Origin of the sequence: Sulfitobacter sediminilitoris, assembly GCF_010667575.1 — a bacterium.
In the GTDB taxonomy this organism is placed as follows: Bacteria; Pseudomonadota; Alphaproteobacteria; order Rhodobacterales; family Rhodobacteraceae; genus Sulfitobacter; species Sulfitobacter sediminilitoris.
On record NZ_JAABNT010000015.1, the window covers coordinates 43,538 to 70,037 of the forward strand.

22 protein-coding genes are annotated in these 26,500 nt (G+C 60.0%); 8 read left to right on the forward strand and 14 right to left on the reverse strand.

Going from position 1 to position 26,500, the window contains the following annotated elements; translation table 11 throughout:
- Positions 1-12: 12 nt before the first annotated feature.
- Positions 13-1,011 carry a TRAP transporter substrate-binding protein gene (locus GV827_RS18715; protein WP_164355345.1) on the reverse strand — a complete coding sequence of 333 codons (999 nt, stop codon included), beginning with the start codon at positions 1,009-1,011 and terminating at the stop codon, positions 13-15.
- Positions 1,012-1,110: 99 nt separating this feature from the next.
- Here GV827_RS18715 and GV827_RS18720 point away from each other — a divergent pair, with 99 nt between their 5' ends.
- Positions 1,111-2,046 carry a LysR family transcriptional regulator gene (locus GV827_RS18720; protein WP_164355346.1) on the forward strand — a complete coding sequence of 312 codons (936 nt, stop codon included), beginning with the start codon at positions 1,111-1,113 and terminating at the stop codon, positions 2,044-2,046.
- A gap of 70 nt (positions 2,047-2,116) precedes the next feature.
- Positions 2,117-2,788, forward strand: a complete 672-nt coding sequence (locus GV827_RS18725; RefSeq protein ID WP_164355347.1) for a hypothetical protein — start codon at positions 2,117-2,119, stop codon at positions 2,786-2,788.
- Here the strand turns inward: GV827_RS18725 and GV827_RS18730 are convergent.
- From GV827_RS18730 to GV827_RS18740, 3 genes are read right to left on the reverse strand one after another with little or no spacing between them, the layout of a single operon-like run.
- A complete protein-coding gene (locus GV827_RS18730) occupies positions 2,785-4,032 on the reverse strand; it encodes a vWA domain-containing protein (RefSeq protein ID WP_164355348.1) in 1,248 nt (415 codons plus the stop codon). The two genes, GV827_RS18725 and GV827_RS18730, sit on opposite strands and share 4 nt — an antisense overlap.
- Positions 4,029-5,147 carry an AAA family ATPase gene (locus tag GV827_RS18735; protein ID WP_164355349.1) on the reverse strand — a complete coding sequence of 373 codons (1,119 nt, stop codon included), beginning with the start codon at positions 5,145-5,147 and terminating at the stop codon, positions 4,029-4,031. The genes GV827_RS18730 and GV827_RS18735 overlap by 4 nt, the downstream gene beginning before the upstream one ends.
- A gap of 58 nt (positions 5,148-5,205) precedes the next feature.
- The gene (locus GV827_RS18740; protein WP_164355350.1) at positions 5,206-6,291 is read right to left on the reverse strand and encodes a M24 family metallopeptidase; all 1,086 of its coding nucleotides are present in this window, start codon (positions 6,289-6,291) and stop codon (positions 5,206-5,208) included.
- Between the two features lie 355 nt (positions 6,292-6,646).
- Between GV827_RS18740 and GV827_RS18745 the strand changes: the two genes are divergently transcribed.
- A complete protein-coding gene (locus GV827_RS18745) occupies positions 6,647-8,200 on the forward strand; it encodes a trimethylamine methyltransferase family protein (protein ID WP_164355351.1) in 1,554 nt (517 codons plus the stop codon).
- Between the two features lie 347 nt (positions 8,201-8,547).
- On the opposite strand, the gene GV827_RS18750 is transcribed toward GV827_RS18745, so the two are convergent.
- The 3 genes from GV827_RS18750 to GV827_RS18760 are packed head-to-tail and all read right to left on the reverse strand — an operon-like array spanning position 8,548 to position 11,813.
- The gene (locus tag GV827_RS18750; protein ID WP_164355352.1) at positions 8,548-9,111 is read right to left on the reverse strand and encodes a hypothetical protein; all 564 of its coding nucleotides are present in this window, start codon (positions 9,109-9,111) and stop codon (positions 8,548-8,550) included.
- Positions 9,108-11,351 carry a xanthine dehydrogenase family protein molybdopterin-binding subunit gene (locus GV827_RS18755; RefSeq protein WP_164355353.1) on the reverse strand — a complete coding sequence of 748 codons (2,244 nt, stop codon included), beginning with the start codon at positions 11,349-11,351 and terminating at the stop codon, positions 9,108-9,110. Before GV827_RS18755 ends, GV827_RS18750 begins: the two co-directional genes overlap by 4 nt.
- Positions 11,352-11,354: 3 nt before the next feature.
- Positions 11,355-11,813, reverse strand: a complete 459-nt coding sequence (locus GV827_RS18760; protein WP_164355354.1) for a (2Fe-2S)-binding protein — start codon at positions 11,811-11,813, stop codon at positions 11,355-11,357.
- A gap of 106 nt (positions 11,814-11,919) precedes the next feature.
- Here GV827_RS18760 and GV827_RS23890 point away from each other — a divergent pair, with 106 nt between their 5' ends.
- Positions 11,920-12,459 (forward strand): TetR/AcrR family transcriptional regulator, encoded by a 540-nt coding sequence (locus tag GV827_RS23890; RefSeq protein WP_164355355.1) that lies wholly within the window; start codon positions 11,920-11,922, stop codon positions 12,457-12,459.
- 2 nt (positions 12,460-12,461) lie between these two features.
- On the opposite strand, the gene GV827_RS18770 is transcribed toward GV827_RS23890, so the two are convergent.
- From GV827_RS18770 to GV827_RS18780, 3 genes are all read right to left on the reverse strand, one after another.
- Complete coding sequence (locus GV827_RS18770) at positions 12,462-13,574, reverse strand: S-(hydroxymethyl)glutathione dehydrogenase/class III alcohol dehydrogenase (RefSeq protein WP_164355379.1); 1,113 nt, start codon at positions 13,572-13,574, stop codon at positions 12,462-12,464.
- A 192-nt stretch (positions 13,575-13,766) separates the two neighbouring features.
- On the reverse strand, positions 13,767-13,949 hold the full coding sequence (locus tag GV827_RS18775) for a hypothetical protein (protein ID WP_164355311.1): 183 nt from the start codon (positions 13,947-13,949) through the stop codon (positions 13,767-13,769).
- Complete coding sequence (locus tag GV827_RS18780; RefSeq protein WP_164355356.1) at positions 13,946-16,351, reverse strand: GcvT family protein; 2,406 nt, start codon at positions 16,349-16,351, stop codon at positions 13,946-13,948. Before GV827_RS18780 ends, GV827_RS18775 begins: the two co-directional genes overlap by 4 nt.
- 280 nt (positions 16,352-16,631) lie before the next feature.
- On the opposite strand from GV827_RS18780, the gene GV827_RS18785 reads away from it, so the two are divergent.
- Genes GV827_RS18785 through GV827_RS18800 form a run of 4 tightly spaced genes read left to right on the forward strand, consistent with a single transcriptional unit; the run spans position 16,632 to position 20,106 of the window.
- Positions 16,632-17,489 carry a metal ABC transporter substrate-binding protein gene (locus tag GV827_RS18785; RefSeq protein ID WP_235930445.1) on the forward strand — a complete coding sequence of 286 codons (858 nt, stop codon included), beginning with the start codon at positions 16,632-16,634 and terminating at the stop codon, positions 17,487-17,489.
- Positions 17,490-17,498: 9 nt separating this feature from the next.
- Positions 17,499-18,392: a manganese/iron ABC transporter ATP-binding protein gene (locus GV827_RS18790; protein WP_164355358.1), complete on the forward strand. Its 894-nt coding sequence runs from the start codon at positions 17,499-17,501 to the stop codon at positions 18,390-18,392.
- Positions 18,392-19,258, forward strand: a complete 867-nt coding sequence (locus GV827_RS18795; protein ID WP_164355359.1) for a metal ABC transporter permease — start codon at positions 18,392-18,394, stop codon at positions 19,256-19,258. Before GV827_RS18790 ends, GV827_RS18795 begins: the two co-directional genes overlap by 1 nt.
- On the forward strand, positions 19,258-20,106 hold the full coding sequence (locus GV827_RS18800; protein WP_164355360.1) for a metal ABC transporter permease: 849 nt from the start codon (positions 19,258-19,260) through the stop codon (positions 20,104-20,106). The genes GV827_RS18795 and GV827_RS18800 overlap by 1 nt, the downstream gene beginning before the upstream one ends.
- A gap of 939 nt (positions 20,107-21,045) precedes the next feature.
- On the opposite strand, the gene GV827_RS18805 is transcribed toward GV827_RS18800, so the two are convergent.
- The 4 genes from GV827_RS18805 to GV827_RS18820 form a co-directional block, all read right to left on the reverse strand.
- Positions 21,046-22,434, reverse strand: a complete 1,389-nt coding sequence (locus tag GV827_RS18805; protein ID WP_164355361.1) for an SLC13 family permease — start codon at positions 22,432-22,434, stop codon at positions 21,046-21,048.
- Between the two features lie 395 nt (positions 22,435-22,829).
- Complete coding sequence (locus GV827_RS18810) at positions 22,830-24,677, reverse strand: ABC transporter ATP-binding protein (protein ID WP_164355362.1); 1,848 nt, start codon at positions 24,675-24,677, stop codon at positions 22,830-22,832.
- Positions 24,677-25,510 carry an ABC transporter permease gene (locus GV827_RS18815; RefSeq protein ID WP_164355363.1) on the reverse strand — a complete coding sequence of 278 codons (834 nt, stop codon included), beginning with the start codon at positions 25,508-25,510 and terminating at the stop codon, positions 24,677-24,679. The genes GV827_RS18810 and GV827_RS18815 overlap by 1 nt, the downstream gene beginning before the upstream one ends.
- Positions 25,507-26,448, reverse strand: coding sequence for an ABC transporter permease (locus GV827_RS18820; RefSeq protein ID WP_204325972.1), 942 nt, complete (start codon positions 26,446-26,448; stop codon positions 25,507-25,509). The genes GV827_RS18815 and GV827_RS18820 overlap by 4 nt, the downstream gene beginning before the upstream one ends.
- Between the last annotated feature and the right edge of the window lie 52 nt (positions 26,449-26,500).

Consider the following 26,500-nt stretch of genomic DNA (forward strand, 5'->3'; position numbering starts at 1 on the left):
CAAAATACCTGCTTATTCAGCTGCTGCCTGAATCTTGCCAACCAGTTCAACAAAATCGGCGCCGCGCTTCTCGGCGAATTCGTTCTGTACGCCTTTCGCCGCTTCCACGAAATCGGTCAGATCGGGGCGAGTCATTTTCATGCCGCCTTCATTGACCAGCCAGTTGCGCACGTCCTCTGTTTCGGTGGCAACCTGATTGCGCATCTCGATGCCCGCGTCAGTGGCCGCACGCAGGATTTGCTCGCGCTGCTCATCGCTCAACTTCTTCATGAAGTTATCCGAAGCAAAAAGCGGTGCCATCGACACGAAATGCTCCAGGATCACCAGATGCGGCTCGAACTCATAGAACTTCATGTCCTTGATAAAGGACGTTCCGTTATCGCCGCCATCAACAGTGCCAGTTTGCAGCGCTGTTGGTGTTTCGGACCACGCCAGCGGGACCGGGTTCGCGCCAAAGGCCTCGAAGGTCGCGAGCATGACTTCGTTCTTGGGTGTGCGGATTTTCAGCCCATCCATATCTGCCATCGTATTGATCGGGCGCACGGAGTTGTAAAAATCGCGATACAGCGCAGGGCCAAATGACAAAAGGTGAACCGAAGTATCTTTCTGCAGCTTTTGCTTCATAAAAGACCCAACCTCCCCGTCCACGACACGCTCAAGGTGATCAGCGTTCTGGAAGATATAGGGAAGCACGGTCACGTCCATCAGTGGCCAATGTGGCGATACATTGTTGCCAGTGATAAAGAAGCCATCGACAGTCCCAAGCTGCATTGCCTTGAACGCTTCGTCCTCGGAGCTGATCTGGTTACAGCAGCGCAGCTTCACATCGACTGACCCGTTGGTATATTCTTCGGCCTTGGCCTCAAAAATTTTGCCGAACCGGCCATACAGCGACTCTTCGGGTGCGCCAAAGCCCAGGTTCATGGTGATGTCCGCAGCCAGTGCAGATGTCGCTGAAATGGCCAGCGCCATCACCGATGTGGTGACGGATTTCAGTGCAAAGTGTTTCATAGGTTTCTCCTTGTTGGTTCTGGTTTTTTCCTCAGCTTGGCAGATTCGATCTTTCAAGTATAATATCAAAATAGTCATGTTTGATAACTTGCGGGCATCATGGGAATTGATCTGAGGCATCTGCGCTGCTTCATCGCCGTCGCGGAAGAATTGCATTTTCGCCGTGCGGCAGAACGACTTGGCATTGCGCAACCCGCCCTCAGCAGGACTGTGCAGAACCTCGAGCGCGAATTGGGCGTCACGCTTTTTGACCGAAGCAACCGAGTGATCGAGATCACCAAGGCGGGCCGCACATTTCTGACCGGCTGCCACGGCGTGCTGAACGGATTTGAGAAAACCATCGAAGACACCCGGCGCATTCATCTGGGCAAGGTCGGCTCGCTGCGCATAGGCTACACGGATATGGCCATTGCCGGGGTGCTGCCCGGTCTGCTTCGCGACTTTCAGGACCGTCAGCCCGATATTGATCTTGAGCTCCGCCATGCGGTCACCTCGGACCAGCTGCACCATCTGGACGATGGGGAACTCGACTTTGGCTTTGTCACCGGGGCAATTGATCGTGTCGGTTACGCCTATCAGCCAGTCCAGTCCGAAGGGTTTGTCTGCGTCGTTCACAACGGCCATCCCTTTGCGAAACGCCAAAGCGTCAGGCTTGAAGAGCTTGCACGCGAAAACCTTGTTCACGGGTCCAGCACGGATTGGGAGTACTTCTTTTCCTACCTTATCCCGCTGTGTCGGAAGGCCGGGTTCGAGCCGCAGTTCGTTCAGGAAGGGCGCAACACCACAGCCATTCTGGGATTGGTGGCCTGCGGTGTCGGCATCACCCTACTGACCGATTTTGTCTGCAAGACCGTCCCGCCCGGCCTTGTTGTCGTCCCGCTGGCAAACTTAAAGGAAAGGCTGGATACCGTCGCGCTGTGGAAGACAGATACAGATACAGATACTGACGCACGCAGGCTTTTCATCGACTTTCTCAATGAACAGCTTGAGCCGGATGCATCTGCCATCGCACATACGGAAGCAGTGGTAGGTTGATCAGGTTGCGGTCAATAGAACGCGGCAATTTTGACCTGTTTGTAGAACAATCAAGCCCTATCTCTCGCCCATGTTGATCGTTACGCATGATACACTGCGCAATCCACAGATCCTGCAGGTGCGGCAATTGCCAAGAAAGTTCTTTGGGCGCGTTGCCGTGTGGCCAAAGAACAGGACCGGCGTGCGCGGCACACTACGTCTGCTCGCTGAATTTCAGGCTATCCGCTATACGCTCACCCTGTCCCCGCTGATCGTCATCGGCGCACTCTGGAACGTGGCCGCCTTGCCGATCGCGCAGGCACCTATCCTGATGATCGCACTGATCTGGTGGGTCGAAATGTACCTTCTTCGCGTTCCCGCAAAACGGCGTACACGCCTGATAAACGAGGCCGAGGCAGCGCGCGTGCTTGATCTTCTCAAGGTCCAGTCCCGCGATGTGCTGACCCGCATCGTTGCCCTGCGCGAAATGCGAGCGGGACAACTGCATCTGGTGGTAGAGCAATCCGAACTCTGGCGACTTTCCCCGCTGACCTACGTCAGCGTGCAATCCGAAGACGGCCCCGAAGTATTGCGGCTTTCCTTGCAAGAGCGGCAGATCATCACCGACCGCCTGTTCCAACCGCCACTGAGCGAGCATGTCCTGCAACGGGTCAATCAGGCGCAGAACACTTTTCTGCGTGACGTGACCTTTGACACCAAAGGCGTGTCCGCCCACGCGCGGCTTGCGGCGGCTTTGGCCTAGGCAGTCATATCCACCAGCCGGCCAAAGGGGGGCTCGGTCGCGCCCGGATCAGGTACGACCCAAATCACCGGAAACCCTTTCGGCGGGCTGCCCGCCTCCCCCTCAAGGTCAGTAAGCATGACCAGCGCTGCCGCTGCCATGCGATGTGCCTCTGCGATAACAGAGACAAAGGCTGTCCCACCGCCGCGGGGAAGTTCTGGCAGATCAAAGCGGACCTGTGCCGGATCAATACGCTGGCGATGCCTGATTTCATCATCGAACACCAGCAGATGCAGTTCGGCCCGCAGGCGACGGGCGATGCCCATCACCTCTGCCCAGAAAAGCCTGAGCCGAGCATCGTCAATGCTACTGGACGCATCCAACCCCACAACGATCCGTGGCACATCCGTCAGCGGCCGTTGTCCCGGCTGAAAGCCCGGCTCTGGCGTGCCAGTCCGCACCGCCTGGGCGCTGCCCGCGATCCAGCGTCGTGCGGGTCGCCGCGGGCTGGCTTGCGGCATGACCGTAACTGCCTGTGTCAGCAAGCGCCTGAGAAGCATTTCCCAAGGGATACGCGGCTCTGGCACATCAGCCAGCCTGTGCCCAATCCGCCCGATCCCGCGCCCCGCCTGTCGCCCGGCATCCATTGCGCGGGTCATATGTTGCCGCCAACGCGCTGCCTGCTCTGCCTCACCCGCCGCATCCGCTTCTCCCGGCGCAGGGTCCAGATCGTTCTCAAACGCCTGCGCAGCGGCATAGGATGCCGCCTCTTCCCGCGCACCGCCAGCCCCCCCGTCGGTCTTGCTCAGTGCGAAATAGAGACGGTCCACGTCCCATTCGGCCAAGGCTTCTTCAGGCGTGACCGTTTTTCCCAGCGCCTGCGCCAGAAGTTCCGTCAACCGTACCGCAGGACGCGGCAGCGCGTGATCGGCCAGCAGCAAAGCCTCGTTCACAAGCGCATCGGACACCAGATTATAAAGCGCCGCGTCAAAACCGGCCTCAAGACGGTCCTGCAAAGCGGCGAGCCGCGCCGGATGTCTCAATGCCACATGCAATATATGATGCGCAGCCAACCCCATCTGTTCATGCGGTGCCAGTGCCGCAAAATCGGGTCCATAAGTGATCATGTCGCCGCTGGTCCGGGTCATTTCCCCATCCCGGTGCCGACACCAAAGCGAAAGCGCCGCAATCGCCGGATCGGCCTCTGCCAGCGCCCGCAATGCCCGCGCCGCCCGGGATGAGTGCAGATCAGACTGCGCGGTCATGCCAGCCCCGCAGCTTCCCTCTCTGCCGCATAGTCCGCATAGGCGGCCGAGGCGCGGAACGCCTCCTGCAAACCCTCCGCCAATGCCTTGTCGATCAGTAGCTCAAAACCGTAGGTCGTCAGTTCACCCAATGGCAGCGCAGCAAAAGCCGCGTTTCTGCTCAGCTCTGACAGCTTCCTGATCTCCGCCATGATCTCAATGACACCACCGATGGTCCGCTTGTCCGCCAGCGTCACCAGCGCATAGACCAGTGCCGTCAGACCATGCAGGCTCGCCGGATACATCTCCAGCCGCTCTTTTCCATCGGCCCCAAGCATCGCGGTTGCCTGCACTGTCGCCGCGATGTCCTCCGCAATCAGAATGAACTCTGCCGCCACCGCTTCGCCCAGCGTGCCCGCTATCAACACATCGCGCAGCGCCTTATCAGGCACCGCGTTCATCAGCGTACTCACCCGCGCCCAGGACCGGGGCGTGCAGGCAATCATCTGCCCCTTGCGCAACGCGTTCTCGGATGTGTCCAAAAGATCAGGCCGCGTCCGGATAAAGGCCGTCACCGCCGGATGAACCCCCTGCGGCACCGCGTAGCTCTCGATCCAATCCGTAGCCTCGGCACGCAAGGACAGATGCACCAACCGATCCGACAGCGCCGTTCCCATCTCATAGGCAATGGCACCATCTTCAACCGTATTACCTGCCGCAACAATGAACGTGCACGCGGGCAGCGCATGCTGTCCCACGCGTCGTTCCTGCAACAATCCGTAGACCGTTGGCTGCAAAGCGGGTGCTGCCGCCGTCAGCTCATCCAGAAACAGGATCGCAGGGGTGGCAGGGTCATCCGGCAAATCCTCAGGCGGATACCAAACCGTCCGCCGGGCATCGTGGTCATAGAACGGCAACCCTCGCAGATCCTGAGGTTCAATCGTGGTCAGTCGCAGATCGAAAAGGGTTGCCCCCGTCTCTGTCGCCAGTTGCTGCACAATCTCGGTCTTGCCGATGCCGGGGCGCCCATGCAGCATCCAGCACACGGTCATCTCTCCTGCCGCCTGTGCGGCAAACCCGGTGCGCAGGGCATCCAAAGCGCGCCCCGGTGAAATCGGAGTGGTATTAATAGACATCCCGGCCCTCTAACTGCTGCCCGGACGGTAGCCTGAACCGCCCGTGCGGCAAGGGCGCCTATCCCGCAACCACATGCAAATCGCGAGGCAATTCGGACAGGATCTCAGGACCATCCGAGCGCAGGATCACGATATCTTCCAGACGGATGCCAAAACGGCCGGGCAAATAGATGCCGGGTTCAATGGAAAAAACCATGCCTTCGTCCAACACCTCCTGAGAGGATGCAGTGATATAGGGCGGCTCATGAATCTCGACCCCCAGACCGTGACCCGTCCGATGCATGAAGTACGCGCCGTAACCTGCCTCCGCGATCACCCCGCGCGCGGCATCATCGACCTCATGCGCCTTGGCACCCGGTTTGGCGACCGCCAACGCAGCCTGCACTGCGGCCTCCACCACAGCATGGATTTCCTCGTAGCCCTCTGGCTGTTCACCCATCACGGCCATCCGTGTCATGTCACTGGGATAACCACCCAGCCCGCCACCGATATCCATGACAACAGCGTCGCCTGATTTCAAAACAGTCTCACCCGTCTGATGATGCGGAAACGCCCCGTTGCCAGCTGCCCCGACGATTGAAAACATCGGCACCGCGCCCTGTGCCTTAAAGCTGTCGCGCACGATGGCGGCCACGTCACGCTCCGTCATGCCCACCCGCATCTCGGACCACGCCTTTCGCATCGCCGCGTCACCGACCAAAGCGACCTTTTTCAGCGCTGCGAATTCATCAGCATCCTTGCGCATTCTCAGCGCGCCGACGGTCGATGCGCCGAACTGCCGCTGCGCGCCCGGCACCGCATCCTGCACAAGCGCAGCAAAATCTGCACGCATCGTTTCGTCAAGCGCGATGCTCTTTGCCCCCTGCGCCTCCAATGCTTTCAAGACACCCGCAAAGGCTTGCTCCGGCCCCTCGTCATCTGTCCACGTATGGAATGGTAGATCCGTGTGCTGACGGGCGCTTTCTGCCTCAAGCGCAGGCATCAGGAACGCTGCCCCGGCCTTGGAGACGCACAGAAGCAAAGGCCGTTCATCACCATGCGGATGCATCCCCAATAGCCATTCCAGATGCGCCCCCGGTCCCAATGCGACCAGATCTATCCCTTGTGCCTCCATAAGTGCGCGCAGCTGTGACAAACGTGACATGGCATCCCCTTAATTCTCTAACACGCCACCCTAGACCGAGGCGTGCACGAAGGGCAACGCAGCCCTTTTCACCCCGACGCAGTTTCCGACCGGCCTCGCCGCCAAAAACCGCACAGAGCCGTGCGATGGCCAGCTCGCCTCGCCTGCTTCAAGGTGCAGCGCAAGGTCGTGGGACTGGTGCCACTTCATCCCAGCACGATGGGCCAGATCCAAACGAACCTGCTGCGCGGCACCTGCACCGATACCTTTTCCATCTTACCGTCTGCGCCACGTATGCCTCTGGGCAGTTCGCTAAAGGACAAGACGCAGCACCCTGTCCTGTGCCACGCTGGGCTGTTCCCATTCGGAGGCCCAGATGACCCTCGACACTGCTCCCCGCGCCCGTTCTGGTGGCCGTGCCGCCCGGCGCGCCCTGCGCACAGCCCCAAATTTCACAATGCTGCCGGGGGTGCACAATCAGTTGCCCACCTGCGAAATTCTCGCGGGCGCTCAGGTCGAACGCATCGACGCCGCCACCATGGATATCTTGGAAAACGTCGGCGTCATCTTCCGCGACGACATCGCATTGGCAGACTGGCGCTCGGCAGGTGCCAAAGTGCAAGGCGACCGCGTCTACCTCGACCGGGGCCTCGTTCGGGACCTGATCACCAGCATTCCTGCCACCCTGACCCTTCACGCCCGCGACCCGCAAAAAAGTGTCGCGCTTGGGGGGCGCGACGCCATCTTCGTGCCGATGACCGGCGCCCCCTACCTGCGCGACCTCGACGACGTGCGCCGCAATCCCACGCTTGATGATCTGGCAATGTTCCACAAACTGTCCCACATGCTGCCCGCGCTGCATTCATCCGCTCATCACATCGTAGAGCCCTACGACCACCCCATCAGCCAGCGTCACCTCCGCATCACCTACTCCTCGATGAAACATTCCGACAAGACCTTCATGGGCATGACCACCTCGCCCCGGAACGCAGAAGACGTCATCGACATGTGCCGCATCCTTTTCGGTGCGGAGTACATCGACACCCACCCGGTCGTCACCGGAAATTGCAACGGCAACTCGCCGCTGGTCTGGGATGAAACCATGCTTGGCGCAATGCGCGCCTTCTGCCGCGCAAACCAGCCGGTCCTCTGCTCGCCGTTCGTGCTGGGCGGCGCCAACACCCCGGCCTCTGTCGCCGCCTCCGTCGCCCAACTCAACGCCGAAGCGCTCTCGGCGCTGGCCTACACGCAAGTCATCCGAAAAGGCGCACCGGCTATCTATGGCCACTACCTTTCTACCGTCTCAATGAAGTCCGGCGCTCCAATGGCTGGCACCCCTGAAATCTCGCTGATGAACTTCATGATCGGCCAGATGGCGCGCTTCTACGACGTCCCCTGGCGCACCTCGAACACGCTGGGCGGTGCCAAGACCTTCGACGCTCAAGCCGGCTACGAAAGTGCCACAACCCTCTCAGCGGTGATGCATGCCGGGGCAAACTACATCTGGCATTCCGCTGGCTGGAACGAGGCAGGCATGCATTGCTCTGTCGCCAAGTTCATCGTTGACGCCGAACAATGCGCCATGGCCCACCGAATGGCCCAAGGGGTCAATTTTGATGATTTTGAAACGGCCCTCGCCGCCGTGCCAGACGTTGGCCCCGGCGGTCACTACCTGGGCCACCCGCATACGCAGGAGAACTTTCAGTCCGCCTACTTCATGCCAGAACTTTTCGATAACAACTCAATCGAACAATGGCAGGCCGAGGGGAGTATCGAGATCACCGATCGCGCCCTGAAACACGCGCGCAAACTGCTCTCAGAGTATCAGGAGCCCACCCTGGACGTCGCCAAAAACGAGGAGATCCTCGCGTTTATCGCCAAGCGCGAGACGGAAATCCCCGCGAGCGATGAATTGAACCAGAGTTTCTAGGTTGGTTGCAAACGTTTCAAGCTCTTCAAGAAGGACCGTTGCCTGCTAAATATCGCAACCCGACCATCCGCCGTCTGTGGTCTCTCGCGGTGCTGGCACCGCTGCCGACCCCCGGCACACCCTCGGCGTGCCTCTGGTCCGGAGCCGCCTTCGCTTGAGCACGTCAGGGCGGAGGGACAGCCGTTTGCCAAGAAAAATCGCGGAGGCTCCCGGCTTGCCGGGATACCACTATTATTATTGGGAAGCGGATGGCGCTCTGCAATGCACGGGATCAAGCGAAGGCGGCTCCGGACCCTCTGGGACGGTGAGCCTGAAGCCCTCCACCCCCCAATCCCAATGCACATAAGTTACTTGCAGGGCGCGCCCGCGCCCCCCCAAAGCGCCACATCCCGTGCCATCTCAACCGGAGAGCCAGGCGGCGTCGATCGCCCTCCGCCCGGTGCAAATCCCCAGGCAACGAAAGGGGAACTGGTCAGATGATCCACCAGATCCGTAATCTCATGTCCGTCGTTGCGCTCAGGATCGCGCAGTTGCGCACAGAGCGCCGCACTGCTCTCGCCCAGCCAATCCAGTTCCACCGGCGGCAGACGCCAGGCATCGTCAATCTGCGCCGGCGCATGTGCAGGTGTCTCCCGACCTGCCGCCGTCACATGACAGGTGCGACACGGCATGCTCTCCGCGCCGATCCGGCTTTCATCTGCCTTCACGCCGATCCCGTGTGCGGTACCGCGACCATAGGACAGCCCCTCCCACATCGGTTCCTCCTGCGCGCCGACATGGCAATTCGTACAGCGCGGGTGCGAGGCAACGGCATAGATCCGCTCCCACGCTGCCAGCCCCTCTTCACGGCTGACGTTCTGCGCGGCCAGCGGTGTCCCCGCGATGAGCAACGCGAAAAGCACCGGCCTCATGCGAAATCCACTTGCCTTGAGAACGGCAAGGCGCGAATGCGTGTGCCGGTGGCTGCGAAAATTGCGTTGCCCAATGCAGGTGCGGCAGGCGGCACGCCCGGCTCCCCGATCCCCCTGATCTGGTCACCGTTTTCCAGTCCGCGGACCTCGATCTGCGGTGTCTGATGCAGCCGCAAACCCTCATAGGCATGGTAGTTGTCCTGCTGCGCGACCCCGCCCTCATAGGTGATCTCGCAATTCATCGCGTGGCCCAATCCCCAGATCACACCGCCGGCAAGCTGCGCTTCAAAGTTCACGGGATCCAGAACACGCCCCACCTCGGCAGCAACATAAACCTTGTCTATCCGAATACCGTCTTCTGTCTGGGTCACTTCGCAAACCTGCGCGGTTGGCACCCCGAAGGCCAATGTAAAGGCGATCCCGCGTCCGCGTCCCGGACCCGGATCGGAGCCCCAGTCCGACATTTCACCAACCGCCTCAAGCACTTTGCGGGATGAATCGTGCCAGCACAGCCGCAGCCGCTCTTCCAGCGGATCGACACCCGCCGCATGGCACAGCTCATCCATGAAACTTTCGTGCAGGAACCCGTTTCCCGATGCCCCTACGGAGCGCCATGAACTGACCGGCACCATTGGCGGCACCCGGTAGCCTGTCACCCTGTAATTGGGAATTTGGAAGGGTTGATCCCAAGCGCCCGCAACAATCGCCACATCCGGTCCGATGGCCGGTTGCCCCAACCGCGCCAGCGACGACGCCGTGACGGAAGGCGCCGCAATCGAAAGGTCAAACGCCTGTACCGCGCCGTCAGAGACCGCGCCACGGGCGCGCGCAATGGCCAGCGGACGGGGAAAGTCATGGGTCATGTCCTCTTCCCGGCTCCAGACCATCTTGATCGGCGTGTCCGGCATCTGAACCGCAATTTCGACAGCCTGCCGAACATAGTCATCTTCCAGCCGCCGCCCGAAACTGCCGCCAGACACCAGCACATGGATATGCACCTGTTCTTTGTCCAGCCCGGCAATCTCAGCCGCCGACATCTGCATGAAGCGCGGTATCTGCGTGCCTGTCCAGATATCCAGACGGTCCTCTGCCAGTTTGACCATCGCACTCATCGGCTCAAGCGGCGCGTGCGCCAGATAGGGGATGCGATACTCCGCCTCAAGCACATCTTCGGCAGCATCCAGCGCAGCCAAGACATCGCCTTCATCCTTGAACCGGCTGTCTTGCCTGTCCTCGGTGAATGATCCTGCCACCTCTTCAAACTGTTTCTCTGTCTCACCGATGTAGGGCGTAGGTACCCAGTCGCATGCCACGGCCTGCGCCGCCTGAAACGCCCGCCATGTATTGTCCGCAACCACCGCAATCCCACCGCTGATTGGCAGCACCGCCTTTATACCGCGCATCGCTTCCGCTTCGCTGGCATCAAAACCCACGATACCACCGCCCAGCGCCGGGTTGGTGCGCGTTGTTGCAAACACCATGCCGTCCATCGTCATGTCGATACCATAAGTCTGTGTACCGGTGGATTTGGCCATCATATCCGTGCGCATATGGGGCTTGCCCAGATGCCGCCAATCGGGCGGATCGCGCAAGGTCACCTCGTCCACGGGCGTGATCTCAGCCGCGACCGCCGCCAGATCGGTATAGGCCAGCCGCGTTTCATCTGGCAGCAGCACCGCCCCCTGCTCTGTTCTGAGCTCACTCGCGGGCAATCCGGTTTGCTTTGCTGCCGCTGCGATCAGTGTCTCTCGGGCCACCGCACCGGCCACACGCAAACGCTCATACATGTCGGGCACCGTGCTTGACCCGCCGGTCAGTTGCAGACCTATCAGTTTACCCACCACATCTGACGCGCCACGGCCCGTCCGTGCCATGAAACTGTCAGAGGTCGCAGCAATTGGCATGCACTCGGCCGCAACCACACCATTGTAGTAGGCAGGCGATGGTGGCCCCGGCTCAATCCGTACCGAATCCAGATCAACGTCAAGTTCTTCGGCAATCAAATGCGCCTGGATGGAATAGGCCCCCTGGCCCACATCCGCCCGCGGCGTGATCAGGGTGACCGCCTCGCCATCAATCTTTACGAAAGGATTGAAGGTCGCAGCACCGGGGGCAAGATCGGCCTCCAGCGGGTTCTCAACCTCGCGTTTGTACAGATAAGTACCGAAGGCAACACCGCCCAGTATAGCGGCAGAGCCCACCAGAAATGAACGCCGCGCGATGGTTCTGACACGTCCCATGGCTTATACTCCCTGCAAGCGGCTGGCTGCCGTTTTGACTGCCGCGCGGATCCGCGGATAGGTCCCGCAGCGGCAGAGATTCCCGCTCATTGCCGCGTCAATCTGATCATCCGTAGGTTCAGGATTGAGGTCGAGGAAAGACGCCGCCTGCATGATCTGGCCAGACTGACAGTAGCCGCACTGCGCGACCTGATGCTCTACCCATGCCGCCTGCACTGCGTGCAGCGCATCCGGCGTGCCCAGCCCTTCGATCGTGGTGATCTCTCCGTCCACATCTGCCGCGGCCAACTGACAAGACCGCACCGCGATGCCATCCACATGCACCGTGCAGGCACCGCATTGGGCAATGCCGCAACCGTATTTCGGGCCTGTAATGCCCAATTCGTCCCGCAGGACCCAAAGCAGCGGCATGTCGTCCTCGACATCCACCTCATGTTGTTTGCCATTAACCGTCAGGTTCATATCAATCTCACAGAAAAATCAACGCGTGTTGACATAGGAAATACCGCATGGCCTTCATAAGTCAACACGCATTGACAAAAAGGGGTCCATCGGTAGGATCGCGCCGATGAACAAAGCCATAGCGACCCGTGAAAAACTGCTGACAGAAGGCCGCCGCCTACTGTGGTCACACGGCTATTCCAACGTATCCTTGAGGGAAATCGCGCAGGCCGCAGGTGTCGATGTTGCCCTTGTCTCACGCTATTTCGGCAGCAAGCTGGGCCTCTTCAAAGCAACGCTGGAAGGGGCTTTCGATACTCCTGACTTTGCGGATGAAAACGATTTGGTAGAAACCGTCCTGCGCATGTTCGTCGAGGCCCCGCGCGGGGGCGACACGCCATCGGTCCTTCTTCTGATCCAGACCAACGCCAATGATCCGGACGTGGGCGCGCTGGTGCGCATGGCCCAATCAGACGGGATGCAAGAAAAGCTTGAAGCGCTTCTGGGCGACAGCGCCCGCGCCGCATTGTTCATGAGCGTGTTGCTGGGTTTTGGAGTGGCCGAGAAAACGCTGAAACTCAAAGGCATCGCCGATCCTGGCAGCGCTGCATTCGAAGCGCAGCTGAGGCATCTTATGACCTCAGCGCTCAGCTTCCCTTCAGCCTAGGTTCAGAACTCCACCACGGCGCGGATCGACTTGCCCTCGTGCATCAGGTCAAATCCGTGGTTGATCTCTTCAAGCTTCAGCTTGTGGGTGATCATCGGATCAATCTCGATCTTGCCCGCCATGTACCAATCGACGATCTTGGGCACATCGGTCCGCCCCTTGGCCCCGCCAAAGGCGGTACCGCGCCAGACCCGTCCTGTCACCAGTTGGAACGGCCGCGTCGAAATCTCAGCCCCCGCTGGCGCCACGCCGATGATGATGCTCTCGCCCCAGCCCTTGTGCGCACATTCCAGCGCGTCGCGCATGACCTTGGTGTTGCCGGTGGCATCGAACGAATAATCCGCACCGCCGCCCGTCAGTTCAACCAGATGCGCGACGATATCGCCGTCCACCTTTTTGGGGTTCACGAAATCGGTCATGCCGAAATGGCGGCCCATTTCTTCCTTGTCGTCATTCAGGTCAACGCCAACAACCTGATCGGCCCCAGCGAGGCGCAGACCCTGAATCACGTTGAGACCGATACCGCCCAAACCAAAGACCACGCAGCGTGCGCCGATCTCGACCTTGGCGGTGTTGATGACTGCGCCGATCCCCGTGGTGACACCGCAACCGATGTAGCAAATCTTGTCGAAGGGCGCGTCCTTGCGCACCTTGGCCAGCGCGATTTCCGGCACCACCGTGTGGTTGGCGAAGGTCGAACACCCCATGTAGTGGTAGATCGGCGTACCATCCAGCATCGAAAAGCGCGTTGTGCCGTCGGGCAACAGACCCTGGCCTTGGGTGACGCGGATTTTCTGGCAGAGGTTGGTCTTGCCGCTCAGGCAGTATTCGCACTCGCGGCATTCAGGCGTATAGAGCGGGATCACGTGGTCGCCGGGTTCCAGTGTGGTGACCCCTTCGCCCACTTCCAGCACCACGCCCGCACCCTCGTGGCCAAGGATAGCGGGAAAAATCCCTTCGGGGTCATCGCCTGACCGGGTGAACTCATCTGTATGGCAAAGGCCGGTTGCCTTGATCTCGACCAGCACCTCGCCGCGCTTCGGCCCCTCAAGGTTGACCTCCATGATTTCAAGCGGCTTTCCAGCTTCGACAGCCACTGCGGCACGGGTTTTCATCATGGTTCGGTACTCCCTTTTTGATGGACTCAAGTGGCCCGACGACCGCCGGCTTGTCAACTCGCCAACGCGCCTGTTCACCTGCTTTCATGGTTGTCCCTGCGGGGACAGCTTGACAAAATGCCATTGAATCAGGTCGCTACCGCCCCCGTAAACCTTTAATTTACCTTTGTTTTTCCTGCCACGGGGCGCTTACTCTTCACATGCTCCCGTCTCATACGACCAACGATACCCGGCATCCAGACATCGGTCGATGGCCATGTGCTCGTTGCGCTGGACCCAGAATACCAAAAGGACAAAGGCGATGCCGATGCCGATGCCGATGCCGATGCCGATGCCGATGCCGATGACAAAAAACAGCCCAAGCTTGGTCAAGCCCGCATCACCTTGCCATCCGGATCATAGGGTGACGGCGCGATGACGGTTGCCATGCGTTCCTTGCCCACCACATGCACCGACAGCACTTCGCCCTCGTTCGCACAGGCACGATCCACCAGCGCCATGGCAAGCGAATTGCCCAAGGTATGCCCATACCCGCCCGAGGTAACGAATCCGATCTTCTGATCGCCCTTCCAAACCGGCTCGTACCCGCTCGCGTCCGCGTCCTGCGCCTCGACGTCCAGCGTGACCAGGACCTTTTCCGGACCGCTCCCATCGCATTCTTTCACAGCCGCCGCCTTGCCGATGAAATCCTTGGACCAGTCAATCCAGCGGTCCATGCCAGTCATGCCCGGCGTGTAACCCTGCGTGAATTCCGCAGACCAGATGCCGAAGGATTTTTCGAGGCGTAATGAAAGAAGCGCGTTGAAACCGTATTCGACCATTTCGTACCCGGCGCCCACCGCCAGCAGATGATCGCGCAACGCCTTCAGGTCGCCCGCGCGGCAGTGCAGCTCGTATCCCAGTTCTCCCGCCACGGACAGCCGCGCCACCTGGCAGCGCACCAGCCCCACATCCATCTGCGCCAGCCCCATGAATTTCAGCGCATCCGCGTCCCCATCGCTGAGCGCCGCTTTCAGCACCTCGCGGGATTTCGGACCAGCCAGCGACATGCCAGCCATTTCATCGCCCAGATCACGGACCTGCACACCGTCCTCCATGTGATCGTTGAACCAGCGCATGTGCCATGCTCGCAGATAGTAGCTGCCCGTGATCCACCAGCGACCGTCGCCCCAGTTGAAGATCGTAAGGTCCCCTTTGAGCCGTCCGTCGTGGCCCAGCATCGGGGCAAGCTTTGCCCGGCCCGGAGCGGGAAGCCTCGAGGCCATGAGGCGGTCAAGCCATTCCTGCGCCCTCGGCCCCGTTACCTCGAACCGCGAGAACGCCGTGATATCAAGCAGCCCCACACGCTCGCGTACCGCGCGGCATTCGGCACCGACGATGTCATGCGCGTTGGAGCGTTTCAGCGAGGGCGTCTCCTTGAAGCCCGGCTGCGCGAAATATAGCGGCACCTCAAGATCCCAGCTTTGCCCCCATTGCGCGCCCGCGGCGTCCATATCGCTGTAAACACCCGTCATCTTCAGCGGACGCCCTGCGGGCAATTGTTCGTTCGGGTAGGTCATCACGAAGCGGCGCGAATAGAACTGGCCGGTGGTTTCCTTGATGTACTGCCTGTTCTCGGCCCAGATGCCGTAGCGTGCGACGTCCATGCCATAGACATCCGCCTCCGGCTCTCCGTGGATCATCCATTCGGCCAGCGATTTGCCCACGCCACCGCCCTGCAGGAAACCGGCCATCACGGCACAGGCGGACCAATAGTTGCGCTTGCCCGGCACGGGACCCACCAGCGGGTTGCCATCGGGCGAGAAGGTGAAGGCACCGTTGACCCATGTCTTGATCCCGACGTTTTCCAGCGCGGGATAGCGGCCATAGCCCATCATCAGCTCGTGTTCAATCCGGTCGGTCTGTTCCTGAAACAGCTCCATCCCGTAATCCCAAGGCGCGCCGTCCATGGCCCAGTGTTCGTGATTGACCTCGTAGATGCCGACCAGCAGACCGTTCTGGTCCTGCCGGGTGTAAGTGAACCCTTCCAGGTCCACGGTCATCGGCACTTCGAAATCCAGTTCGGCCAGTTCAGGCACAGTGTCCGTGACAAAGTAATGGTGCTTGAGCGGCGAGACCGGGAGTTCGATACCCGCCATGCGGCCGACCTGCTTGGCCCAGAGGCCACCCGCATTCACTACATGCTCGCAGGAAATCGTGCCCTTTTCGGTGACGACTTCCCAGCCTTCCAGTGTCTGGTTCAGCTCCAGAACACGGTTGTGTTCAATCACTGTCGCGCCCCGCTTTTTGGCAGCAGTTGCATAGGCGTGCACGGTGCCGGTGGTGTCGATGTACCCCTCTCGGTCAGCCCACATGCCGCCCAAAAGCCCCTCGCCCGACATGATCGGGTTCAGCGCACAGGCCTCCTCGACGCTCACCAGACGGCAATCCTCGATCCCGATGGACTGGAAGGTGCGGTAGGCCGATTGCAGCCATTCCCAGCGGTCCGGCGTGCCGGCCATGGTCAGGCCGCCGGTCATGTGCAGGCCGATGTTCTGGCCGGATTCCTCCTCGATCTCACTCAGCAGGTCGATGGTATAGGCTTGAAGCGCGGCGATGTTGGGGTCGGCATTCAGCGCATGGATGCCGCCTGCCGCGTGCCAGCTTGATCCGGCGGTCAGGACCGAACGTTCGACCAGCGCCACATCGGTCCAGCCCAGTTTAGCCAGATGATAGAGGACCGAGGCGCCAACGACGCCGCCACCGATAACAACGACTCTGTAATGCGATTTCATGGTGGCTCTCCCTTGCGCTCTGACCCGCAGCAGACAATCCGGCCACACCAAGCGTCAAGGCCGGAAGCGACAGGATGTGACGCAAATGGAAAAACGGGAAGGGACAGTAGAGACTGTTCAGCATGCTCTCCATCGTGGCAGCCCTTTTTGAGAACGGCTCGCAACAAGCTTGACATAGTTGCGAATGATTTGCATTTACATTCGATCAAACCATATAATGCCACAGGAGAGCATAATGTTTCGATCCACTGCCAAAGCGACGCTGATTGTACTGTGCACCATGTTCTGGGCAGGCAGTGCTGTTGCGGGTGACAAGATCAAGGTCGTGACCACGTTCACTGTGCTGGCCGACATGGCAGCCAATGTGGCGGGCGATGCGGCCGAGGTTGTCTCGGTTACCAAGCCCGGCGCGGAAATACACGGATATGAACCAACACCGCGCGACATTGTTCGGGCCTACGATGCCGATCTGATCCTGTGGAACGGACTGAACCTTGAGTTGTGGTTCGAACAGTTTCTGTCCAACCTTGAAGATGTCCCATCCGCGACCCTTTCAGACGGTATTGAGCCGATCTCGATCTCATCAGGCGGCTATGCGGGCAAACCCAATCCACACGCCTGGATGGGGTTGGATAATGCACTGATCTATATAGACAACATCGCGACAGCCTTGTCCGAGGCCGATCCTGACAACGCAAGCACGTACATGACGAATGCAGCGCGCTACAAAGATGAGTTGCGACAGACCATCGAACCGTTGCGCGCAGCCATTGCCGGTATCCCCGAAAGCCAACGCTGGCTGGTCACCTGCGAGGGCGCCTTCAGTTATCTGGCCCGCGACCTTGGCCTGCAAGAGCTGTACCTTTGGCCCATGAACGCCGATCAGGTGGGCACACCACAACAGGTCCGCAAAGTCATTGATGGCGTGCGTGAACACAACATTCCAGTGGTGTTCTGCGAAAGCACCGTTAGTACTGCCCCTGCCGAGCAGGTGGCGCGTGAAACCGGCGCAGCTTTTGGCGGTGTGCTCTACGTCGACAGCCTGAGCGAGGCAGATGGCCTCGTACCGACCTACCTTGATCTGCTGAAAGTCACCGCAACCACCGTGGCAAACGGGTTGACCGCCGCCACGAACTAAGGACGCTAAATGCTGCAACGAAACGAAAGCGCGCCACAGACAATCGTTGCCAAAGGCGACGGGCTCATGGCGCGCGATGTGACGGTGACCTACCGCAACGGACATACCGCGCTTTGGAACGCCAGCTTTGAGATTCCGCGCGGCACCGTGACGGCATTGGTCGGCATCAACGGGGCGGGTAAATCGACGCTCTTTAAGGCGATCATGGGCTTTGTGCCCACGGCCAAGGGCGATATCCGCATCCTTGGCATGACCGTGAAAGAGGCGCTGGCCCGAAATCTGGTGGCATACGTCCCGCAATCAGAAGAAGTGGACTGGGAATTCCCTGTTCTGGTGGAAGACGTGGTGATGATGGGCCGATACGGTCGCATGGGTTTCCTGCGCCGTCCCAAACAAGTTGATCACGATGCCGTGGATCAGGCGCTGACCCGCGTAAACATGCAAGACTTCCGCCAACGCCAGATCGGTGAGTTGTCAGGCGGGCAGCGCAAGCGGGTCTTTCTGGCACGTGCCTTGGCACAGGACGGTCAGGTGATCCTGCTGGATGAGCCCTTTACCGGCGTGGACGTAAAGACCGAAGAACAGATCGTCGCACTGTTACGGGAGTTACGTGACGAGGGCCGCGTGATGCTGGTCTCGACCCACAACCTTGGCTCTGTGCCCGAGTTCTGCGACCGGACGGTTCTGGTGAAAGGCACCGTGCTGGCCTACGGTCCGACCGAGACGACCTTTACCCGCGAGAACCTCGAAGAAGCCTTCGGCGGCGTCCTGCGTCACTTCACACTGGGTGGAGACGCGTTGCACGACGATGAAGACGCGCGGGCGGTGACCATCTTTACCGACGATGAACGCCCCTTCGTGCAGTACGGCGACAAGACGCAGCGGACGGATCGGGGAAGCTGATGGAGCTGCTGATTGAGCCCTTTTCATATGGCTATATGACCAACGCGATGTGGGTCTCGGCCCTTGTCGGCGGGGTCTGCGCGTTTCTTTCGGCCTACCTGATGCTCAAGGGCTGGTCGCTGATTGGCGATGCGCTGTCACACTCGGTCGTGCCGGGGGTGGCAGGGGCCTACATCCTTGGATTGCCCTTTGCTTTGGGCGCCTTCATTGCGGGCGGTCTGGCGGCCGGGGCGATGCTTTTCCTGTCCGGACGTTCAGGGCTGAAGGTCGATGTGATCATCGGGCTGATCTTTACATCTTTCTTCGGGCTGGGCCTGTTCATCGTGTCGGTGAACCCCATGACCGTGTCGATCCAGACGATCACCATGGGCAATATCCTTGCCATCACGCCAGAAGACACGCTGCAATTGGCGTTGATTGGTTTTGTCTCGCTCGCTGTGCTGTTGGCGAAATGGAAAGACCTGATGGTCACTTTTTTCGATGAAAACCATGCCCGCACCATCGGGTTGCGGCCCGACCTGCTGAAGGCCGTGTTCTTTATCCTGCTTTCTGCCTCGGTCGTGGCGGCGATGCAGACGGTAGGCGCGTTCCTTGTCATTGCAATGGTCGTAACGCCCGGAGCCACCGCCTATCTGCTATGTGACCGCTTTCCACGGCTGATCGTCACATCCGTGGCCATCGGGGCGACCACCAGTTTCGTCGGTGCCTACGCCAGTTACTTTCTGGACGGTGCGACCGGCGGGATCATCGTCGTGCTACAAACACTGATCTTCCTCGCGGCGTTCGTCTTTGCCCCCAAGCACGGGTTGCTTGCAGCCAAACGCAAGGCGGCCAAAGCGCTGGCCCGCGGACCGGAGCACGTCTGATGGATATCGAGACCCTCACACTGCCCTTCCGCTTCGGCTTTATGCAGAATGCCTTTCTGATCTCAATGATCGTGTCAGTGCCTACCGCGCTGCTCTCGTGCTTTCTGGTGATGAAAGGCTGGGCGTTGATGGGTGACGCTGTCAGCCACGCGGTGCTGCCGGGGATCGTGCTGGCCCATATCCTTGGCTTGCCATTGATCGTCGGGGCCTTTGCGGCGGGGATGACCTGTGCGGTGGCCACAGGGTATCTGGCGACCAACAGCCGGGTGAAGCAGGACACCGTGATGGGGGTCGTATTCTCGGGCATGTTCGGCCTTGGCATCGTGCTGTACGTCTCGATTGAGACGAACGCGCATCTGGATCACATCCTGTTCGGCAACATGCTGGGGGTGGATGCGGGAGAGCTATGGACCGCTGGCATTATCGCTTTGCTGGTTGGCGGGGCGCTTGCGCTGAAATGGCGCGACTGGCTTTTGCACAGTTTCGATCCGGCGCAGGCCAAAGCGTCTGGGCTGTACGTCGGATGGCTGCACTACGGAATGCTGGCGGCGCTGTCGCTGACCATCGTGGCCACGCTGAGCGCGGTTGGCCTTATCCTTGCCATAGGCCTGCTGATAGCACCCGGCGCGATTGCGTTCCTGCTGGTGCGGGAGTTCAGGACGATGCTCTGGGTATCCGTGCTGGTCTGCATGGCGTCAATGCTGGCGGGAACCTACGCCAGTTTCTATCTTGATAGTGCGCCCGCCCCCACGATCGTTCTGATCCTGACGGCGGTTTTTGTGGCCGCCTTCGTGCGGCGTCAGGTGGTCACGCGGCGGATGTCTGCCCGGCGGGTCGCGGATGGGTAAGCGAAGCGGACAGTCTGCTTTGCGGATATTTTGCTAGAAGCGTCCCTGCTTTCAGTCCGGGTCCGGGAGCTTCCGACCTTCGTTCTCGCAGTCCTCAGCTGATCGGTCTTGTTATCCTGCTTATCCTGCGGCAGAGGCCATCAGCTAGGGCTTGGCCAGTTTCCGGAGGAGTTGGGCTGCTGCAAGGATAAACCCATCCTGGACGCCACAGGGGCCCTGCAGTCGAAGCCACTGCAGCCCAAAGACGGGGAACAGCATCTCGACCTTGTTTCGTCGCTTCTGCGTCGACGCGTTGAACTTGGAGGCCATGCATTGGCGCGCGGAGTCCCGGAAGTTTTCGAATTCTCCGCGTGGTGGGTCGCACGCGCAGTTCGTCCCGATATCCCTTTCCAAAGTTCTTCCTGTTCATGAGCCAGTGTCCATACTTCCGGGCTTCCAGTGAACAAGAGCCAGTCCTGACCGCCAATACACGCGCTGTTGCGGCAGCAATTGACCGACCTTTGAAATGCTCCTCAGCTAGAAATCGAGCTAGCGCTCTGAAAATCAGAGCAGTTCCCGGCCGATAATCGCGAGGACGATCCGCGCCTCAAGTCCCGCGCAGCGCAGGGTCCGACTTACAGACTGCGCGCTCAGATACGCCTCCGTTCCGACCCCAGAACTTGGCAGGGTCTCATAGGTGCCGCTCAGTGCCAGACGTTTGTTCTTGCGTTAAAGCACCAGCTTGCATTCGAAATCAAACTCAACCGAATGAAAGGTGTTCTCAGCGATACCCACACCTACACCCTAAAGATCGTCCAAATCCCCGTCCGTCTTTGGGTACATAACTGCTTTACTGCCAATCCGGCAAAACTCTTACAGGTCATACGATCGGGGCAAGCAACCGCGTTATCCCGTGAGCGGAAGAGAAATCAGAAGCAGCGCCGCCTCTCTCGTCATCTCTTAACGAAAGACCAAAGGCCCTAAAATCGAACCTGCCCCTAAAGTGATGAACAGGGCAATAACATCCAGTGGCGCACCGGCACGCAGCATGCTGGACCGCGTCACAGCATGGCTTGCGAACACTATTGCGTTTGGCGGCGTCGCGACTGGAAGCATGAAGCCGATGGATGCAGCCAATGCGATGGGCAGAATAAATGCGACCGGATCGGTACCAAGCCCGGTCGCGACAGCACCGGCAATTGGCAAAAAGATCGCAGCCATCGCCGTATTGCTTGCCAACTCACCCACATAAACGATGAGTGCCGCAATAACGAAAAGAACCGTCAACTGCGGCCAATGAGCGATCAACTGAACGCTGCTGCCGATCCAGTCCGCCAAACCCGACTGTTGGATGATACCAGCAAGCGCCAACCCTCCGCCAAACAGGATCAGCACATCCCATCGCAGGGATCCTGCGGTATCCCAATCGAGCAGACGGCCGTTTTCCCCATCTGGAATCATGAAAAGAGCCAGTGCCGCTAGCATGGAAATTCCCGCGTCCGAGAGGGTGATCATCGGAATAAGCCATTCAATCAATGGACGTGAAAGCCATGCCAGCGCCGTCAGCCCGGCGACAATTGCGACCCGGCGCTCCGCGGTCTGCATTCCCGCTTGCTGGCGACCATAACTCATCGTGAGCGCTTTTTTACCCAGACGCGGAGACACCCAGACCAAGACAAGCCATGCCAAGAGCAACAAAACCAGCGCCACCGGCATGCCCACTGCGGCCCATTGGGCAAAACCGACATTCAAACCGTATGTCGTGCTGACATAAGAGGCAAAGATCGCATTGGGCGGCGTTCCAATCAAAGATCCCATACCCCCGATCGTGGCTGAAAACGCGACACCCAGCATGAGGGTTGTGCCGAAATCGGGATAGTCGCGTTGCGAGCTTGCAATCGCAGCGGCTATCGGGGCGACCACCATTGCGGACGCAGTATTGCTGATCCACAGGCTGAGAAACGCCGTGGAAAGCATGATGGCCGCGAGCACTTGGCGCGGACTTGTTCCGGCAAGCCTGAGAAGCACACCGGCCAGCCGCCTGTGCAAGCTCGATTTCTCGATAGCCTTGGCGATAAGAAAACCACCAAGAAACAGGATGACAAGGGGATCGCTGTAAGAACGGGCGGTGTCCTCTAGCGCCGCGATCCCCAAGATCGGAGCGACTGCTAGCGGCAAGAGTGCGGTCGCGGGGAGAGGCAGAGCCTCCGTAAGCCACCAGAGTGCCATAACCAATGCCAGACCCAATGCGATCCACGCCGTATCGGACATACCCGGTGGCGCTGGCAGTACGATTGGAGCGAGCAATAGCAACAAGCCGAGGCCGATTAAGATCTGGTTCAGTCTCATTCGGACAGCGTAGCAGCAACCGATGACCTGAACAGTCCTAAATGTGGTCCAGAGGTTCTGTACCAAAGAGAAAACTACCGATGAGGGTCAGCCAAGAAGCGTCGCGTCTGGCCCTTAGAAATTAGGGGCCGACGACGCAGGTCAAGCGGTCCTTCGTTCATCTTGCAGCAAATGAGCACTCACCCTCCTGAACAGAGGCTTTATCCGGAATTAGGCGCGCAGCATTGGAGCATTGTCTTGGTAAGGCTTTATCTGGAAAATCTTGGCTGGAAAAAGCCGCTATATGCGAAGGATACTCGGCTGATTTGCCCGTTCACCCGCGGATATCGCCTCGTTCAAACAATTCCTGAATATCAGCCCTTCCGCCGATCATAGCGACTTCAACGTGAGAGTCCTTATTCGGGTGCTGCGTCCAGACCCACCTCATTCTGCAGCACCAAATGAGCCGGTGCGACTTCGTCATAGGTCGATGGCTTCGATTTGTAGCCAAGCGGGAAGACCGGAGAGGGTATAGGACGGAAATTCAGATCGTCGTGGATGTTGCGCTTGGTCGGATCAGCGACAGGAACCGCCGAGAGAAGCGACTTGGTATAGCTGTGTTGCGGGTTCTCAAAAATCTGCTGTCGACTGCCGATTTCGACCAGCCGACCCAGATACATCACCCCGACACGGTGTGCGACGCGTTCGACAACGGCCATGTCATGACTGATGAAAAGGTACGAGATGCCCAGCTCGGCCTGTAGCTCCATCATCAGGTTGAGGACCTGCGCCTGTACCGACACATCCAACGCGCTGACGGCCTCATCCGCGATAATCAGCTTTGGATTGACTGCAAGTGCCCGCGCGATCGCGATGCGTTGCCGCTGTCCACCGGACAGTTCGTGCGGGAAACGGGACATGAAGGCGCGCGGCAGTTCCACCCTGTCAAACAGCTCGGACACGCGATCCTCGACCGCGCTGCCGGTGTGAATGCCGAAGTTACGGATCGGTTCTGTGACCTGGTCACGCAGTCTCATATAGGGGTTGAGCGAGGCGAAGGGATCCTGAAACACCATCTGCATGTCGCGCCACGCCCGGCGGCGCAGGTCTCGGCTTGACAGGGCAAGAATATCGGTCTGGTCCAGCAGCACCTCGCCAGATGTCGGTTCTGAAAGGCGCAGGATCGACCGCCCGCAGCTGGATTTGCCGCAGCCGGATTCACCCACCAGCGCCAGCGTCTGCCCGCGCGGGATATCAAAGCTGACATCCTCGACTGCGTGGACATTGGCGATGGTGCGCCGGAAAAGCCCGCCTTTGACCGGGTAGCGCGTAGTCAGATTATGCACCTGCAAAAGCGGCTTCGGATCCACGTCTATCGGTGTGACAGGGGCGTTTGATGCCGTTTCCCCCACCAGCCGCATTGGCTCGGGCGCGGACTTGCCCCGCATCTCCCCCAGCCGCGGCACGGCGGCAAGCAGCTTGCGGGTATATTCTTCCTGCGGGTCGGCAAAGATGCGTTCGACCGGCCCCTCCTCAACCAGGTTCCCACGATACATCACCACGACACGGTCGGCCATTTGGGCCACCACGGCCATGTCGTGCGTAATGAAAAGCACCGCCATGCCGGTTTCCCGCTTCAGCCGATCGATGAGTGCAAGGATTTCCGCCTGGATCGTCACGTCGAGTGCTGTCGTCGGTTCATCCGCGATCAGCAGCCGTGGCTCGCAGGCCATGGCCATGGCGATCACCACGCGCTGGCGCATACCGCCCGACAACTCATGCGGATACTGCTTCAAACGCTGCTCCGGTTCCGGGATGCGGACCTGCTGCAACAGCTCCAGCGCGCGCGCCCGCGCAGCTGAGCGCGACTGCCCGCGATGCACGCGCAGCCCGTCAGTCATTTGCCGCTCGATTGTGAAAACCGGGTTGAGCGAGGTCATCGGCTCCTGAAAGATCATCCCGATTTCGTCACCCCGGATCGCCTGCATGGTCTGGGTGTCAGCCTGGGCCAGGTCGATCTGTTTGCCGTTCAGAGAAAACCCCAGCCTGCCCGAGGTGATCCGCCCGCCGCCAAATTCCACCAGCCGCATCAGTGACAGCGAAGTGACGGATTTGCCCGACCCGCTCTCTCCTACAACGCAGACAGTCTCGCCCGGTGCGATGGAAAAGCTGATGTCTTCGACCCCGACAATGGGGCCATCCTCGCCACGGAACTCCACCCGCAGCTTGTCGATGCTGACCAGCGGTGTCTGATCGCCTGCCATTACGCCTCCCCCCGCGTGCGGGGGTCAAGCGCATCGCGCAACGCGTCCCCGAACATATTGAGCCCAAGCACCGTCAGTGCCACCGCCGCGCCGGGCACCAGCGCCGTCCAGGGTGCACGGTCGAGATAATCGCGCGAGGCCTGGATCATCAGCCCCCAGGACGCATCGGGCGGCTGGGTGCCAAGGCCCAGAAAACTCAACCCCGCCTCGGCAAGGATCGCGAAGGCGAGGCTGATGGTCGCTTGCACGATCACAACGGGCATGATGTTGGGCAGGATGTGCAGTGTGATCAGTCGCAGGTCCGAATTACCGGCGGTCCGCGCGGCCTCTACATATGGCATCTGGGCGACACGCAGGGCTTCGCCCCGGATGATCCGGGCAAGGAACGGCGTGAAGGCGATGCCGATGGCGATGATCGTGTTCTGCAGGTTCGGCCCCAGCACGGCGCTGATTGTCAGCGCCAGCAGAAGCGCGGGAAAGCTCAGGAGCGTATCCACCAGCCGCATCAGCACGTTATCGGTCGTCTTGCCCATGTAGCCAGAGATAAGCCCCAGCGGCAGGCCGATCACGATGGACATCAGCACCGCGGCCGAGGCGATAAAGATCGAGGTTTGCGCACCCAGCAGCACCCGGAACATCAGGTCCCGGCCCAGTTGATCGGTGCCCAAGGGATGCGCCCATGTGGGCGCTGACAGTCGCGCGCGCATGTCCATCCGGGTTGCCCAGTCCGCCGGGATCAGCAGGGGTGCGAGGATGGCGACGGCCAAAACCGTCAGCACCACGACAGCCCCGACGATACCCTTGGTGTTGCGAAAGGCTGCAGGCACCTTCATGACAGACGGATCCTTGGGTCGACCACGGCATAGAGCAGGTCAACGAGCAGGTTGGCCAGCATCACAACGGCAGCTATGACAAAAACACTGGCCTGAATCAGGGGAATGTCGCGGTTGAGCAGCGCCTGATAAGTCAGCCAGCCCATGCCGGTATAGTTGAAAAGGCTCTCGATCACGATGATCGACCCAAAGAGATAACCAACCTGAAGCCCCGCCACGGTCATCACCGGCCCCACGGCATTGGCCAGACCATAGCGCCAGACGACCGTGCTTTCGTTCAGCCCCTTGGCACGGGCCACGCGAATAAATTCCTGCTTGAGGATACCGGTCATCGTCGCCCGTGTCATGCGCGTCAGATGTGCCATAAGGCCAAGGCCCAGCGCCAGAGAGGGCAACAGGGCGTGGCGGATTGCGGCCCCAAGATCGTCGGCGGGGTCAACGAAGCCGGAGGATGGCAGCCAGCCCAGCCCTCGCGCAAACAGCAGGATCAGCATGATCCCCCAAAAGAAGTCCGGCAGGCTCACGCCCAGCATCGCCGTGGAACTGGCTGCCGTGTCCTGCCAGCGATTAGCATGCACCGCCGCCCAGACGCCCAGCGGCACCGCGCAGGCCAGCGCGATGGTCATGGAAAACAGCACCAGAAGCCCGCTCGCGGTCATCTTTTGCAGCAACAGCGGCGCTATGGGCTCCTTGAAGACCAGCGACGATCCCCAGTCTCCGGTCAGCATGCCCCCAATCCAGCGCCCGTATTGCATCAGCAGCGGATCGTTCAGCCCCAGTGTTTCGCGCAGACCGGCCAGCGCTTCGGGGTTTGACTGCGTGCCCATGATCATCATCGCCACATCCCCCGGCAGGATGTTGGTCACCGCGAAGGTGATTGCGGAGATCAGGAACAGGGTCAGCATCATCGAAAAGACGCGGTTGAGAATATAACTCACGCGAGGGTCGCCCTTGTCAGCAGGTCGTTGAACCGGGGCGCGGGTCCGCGCC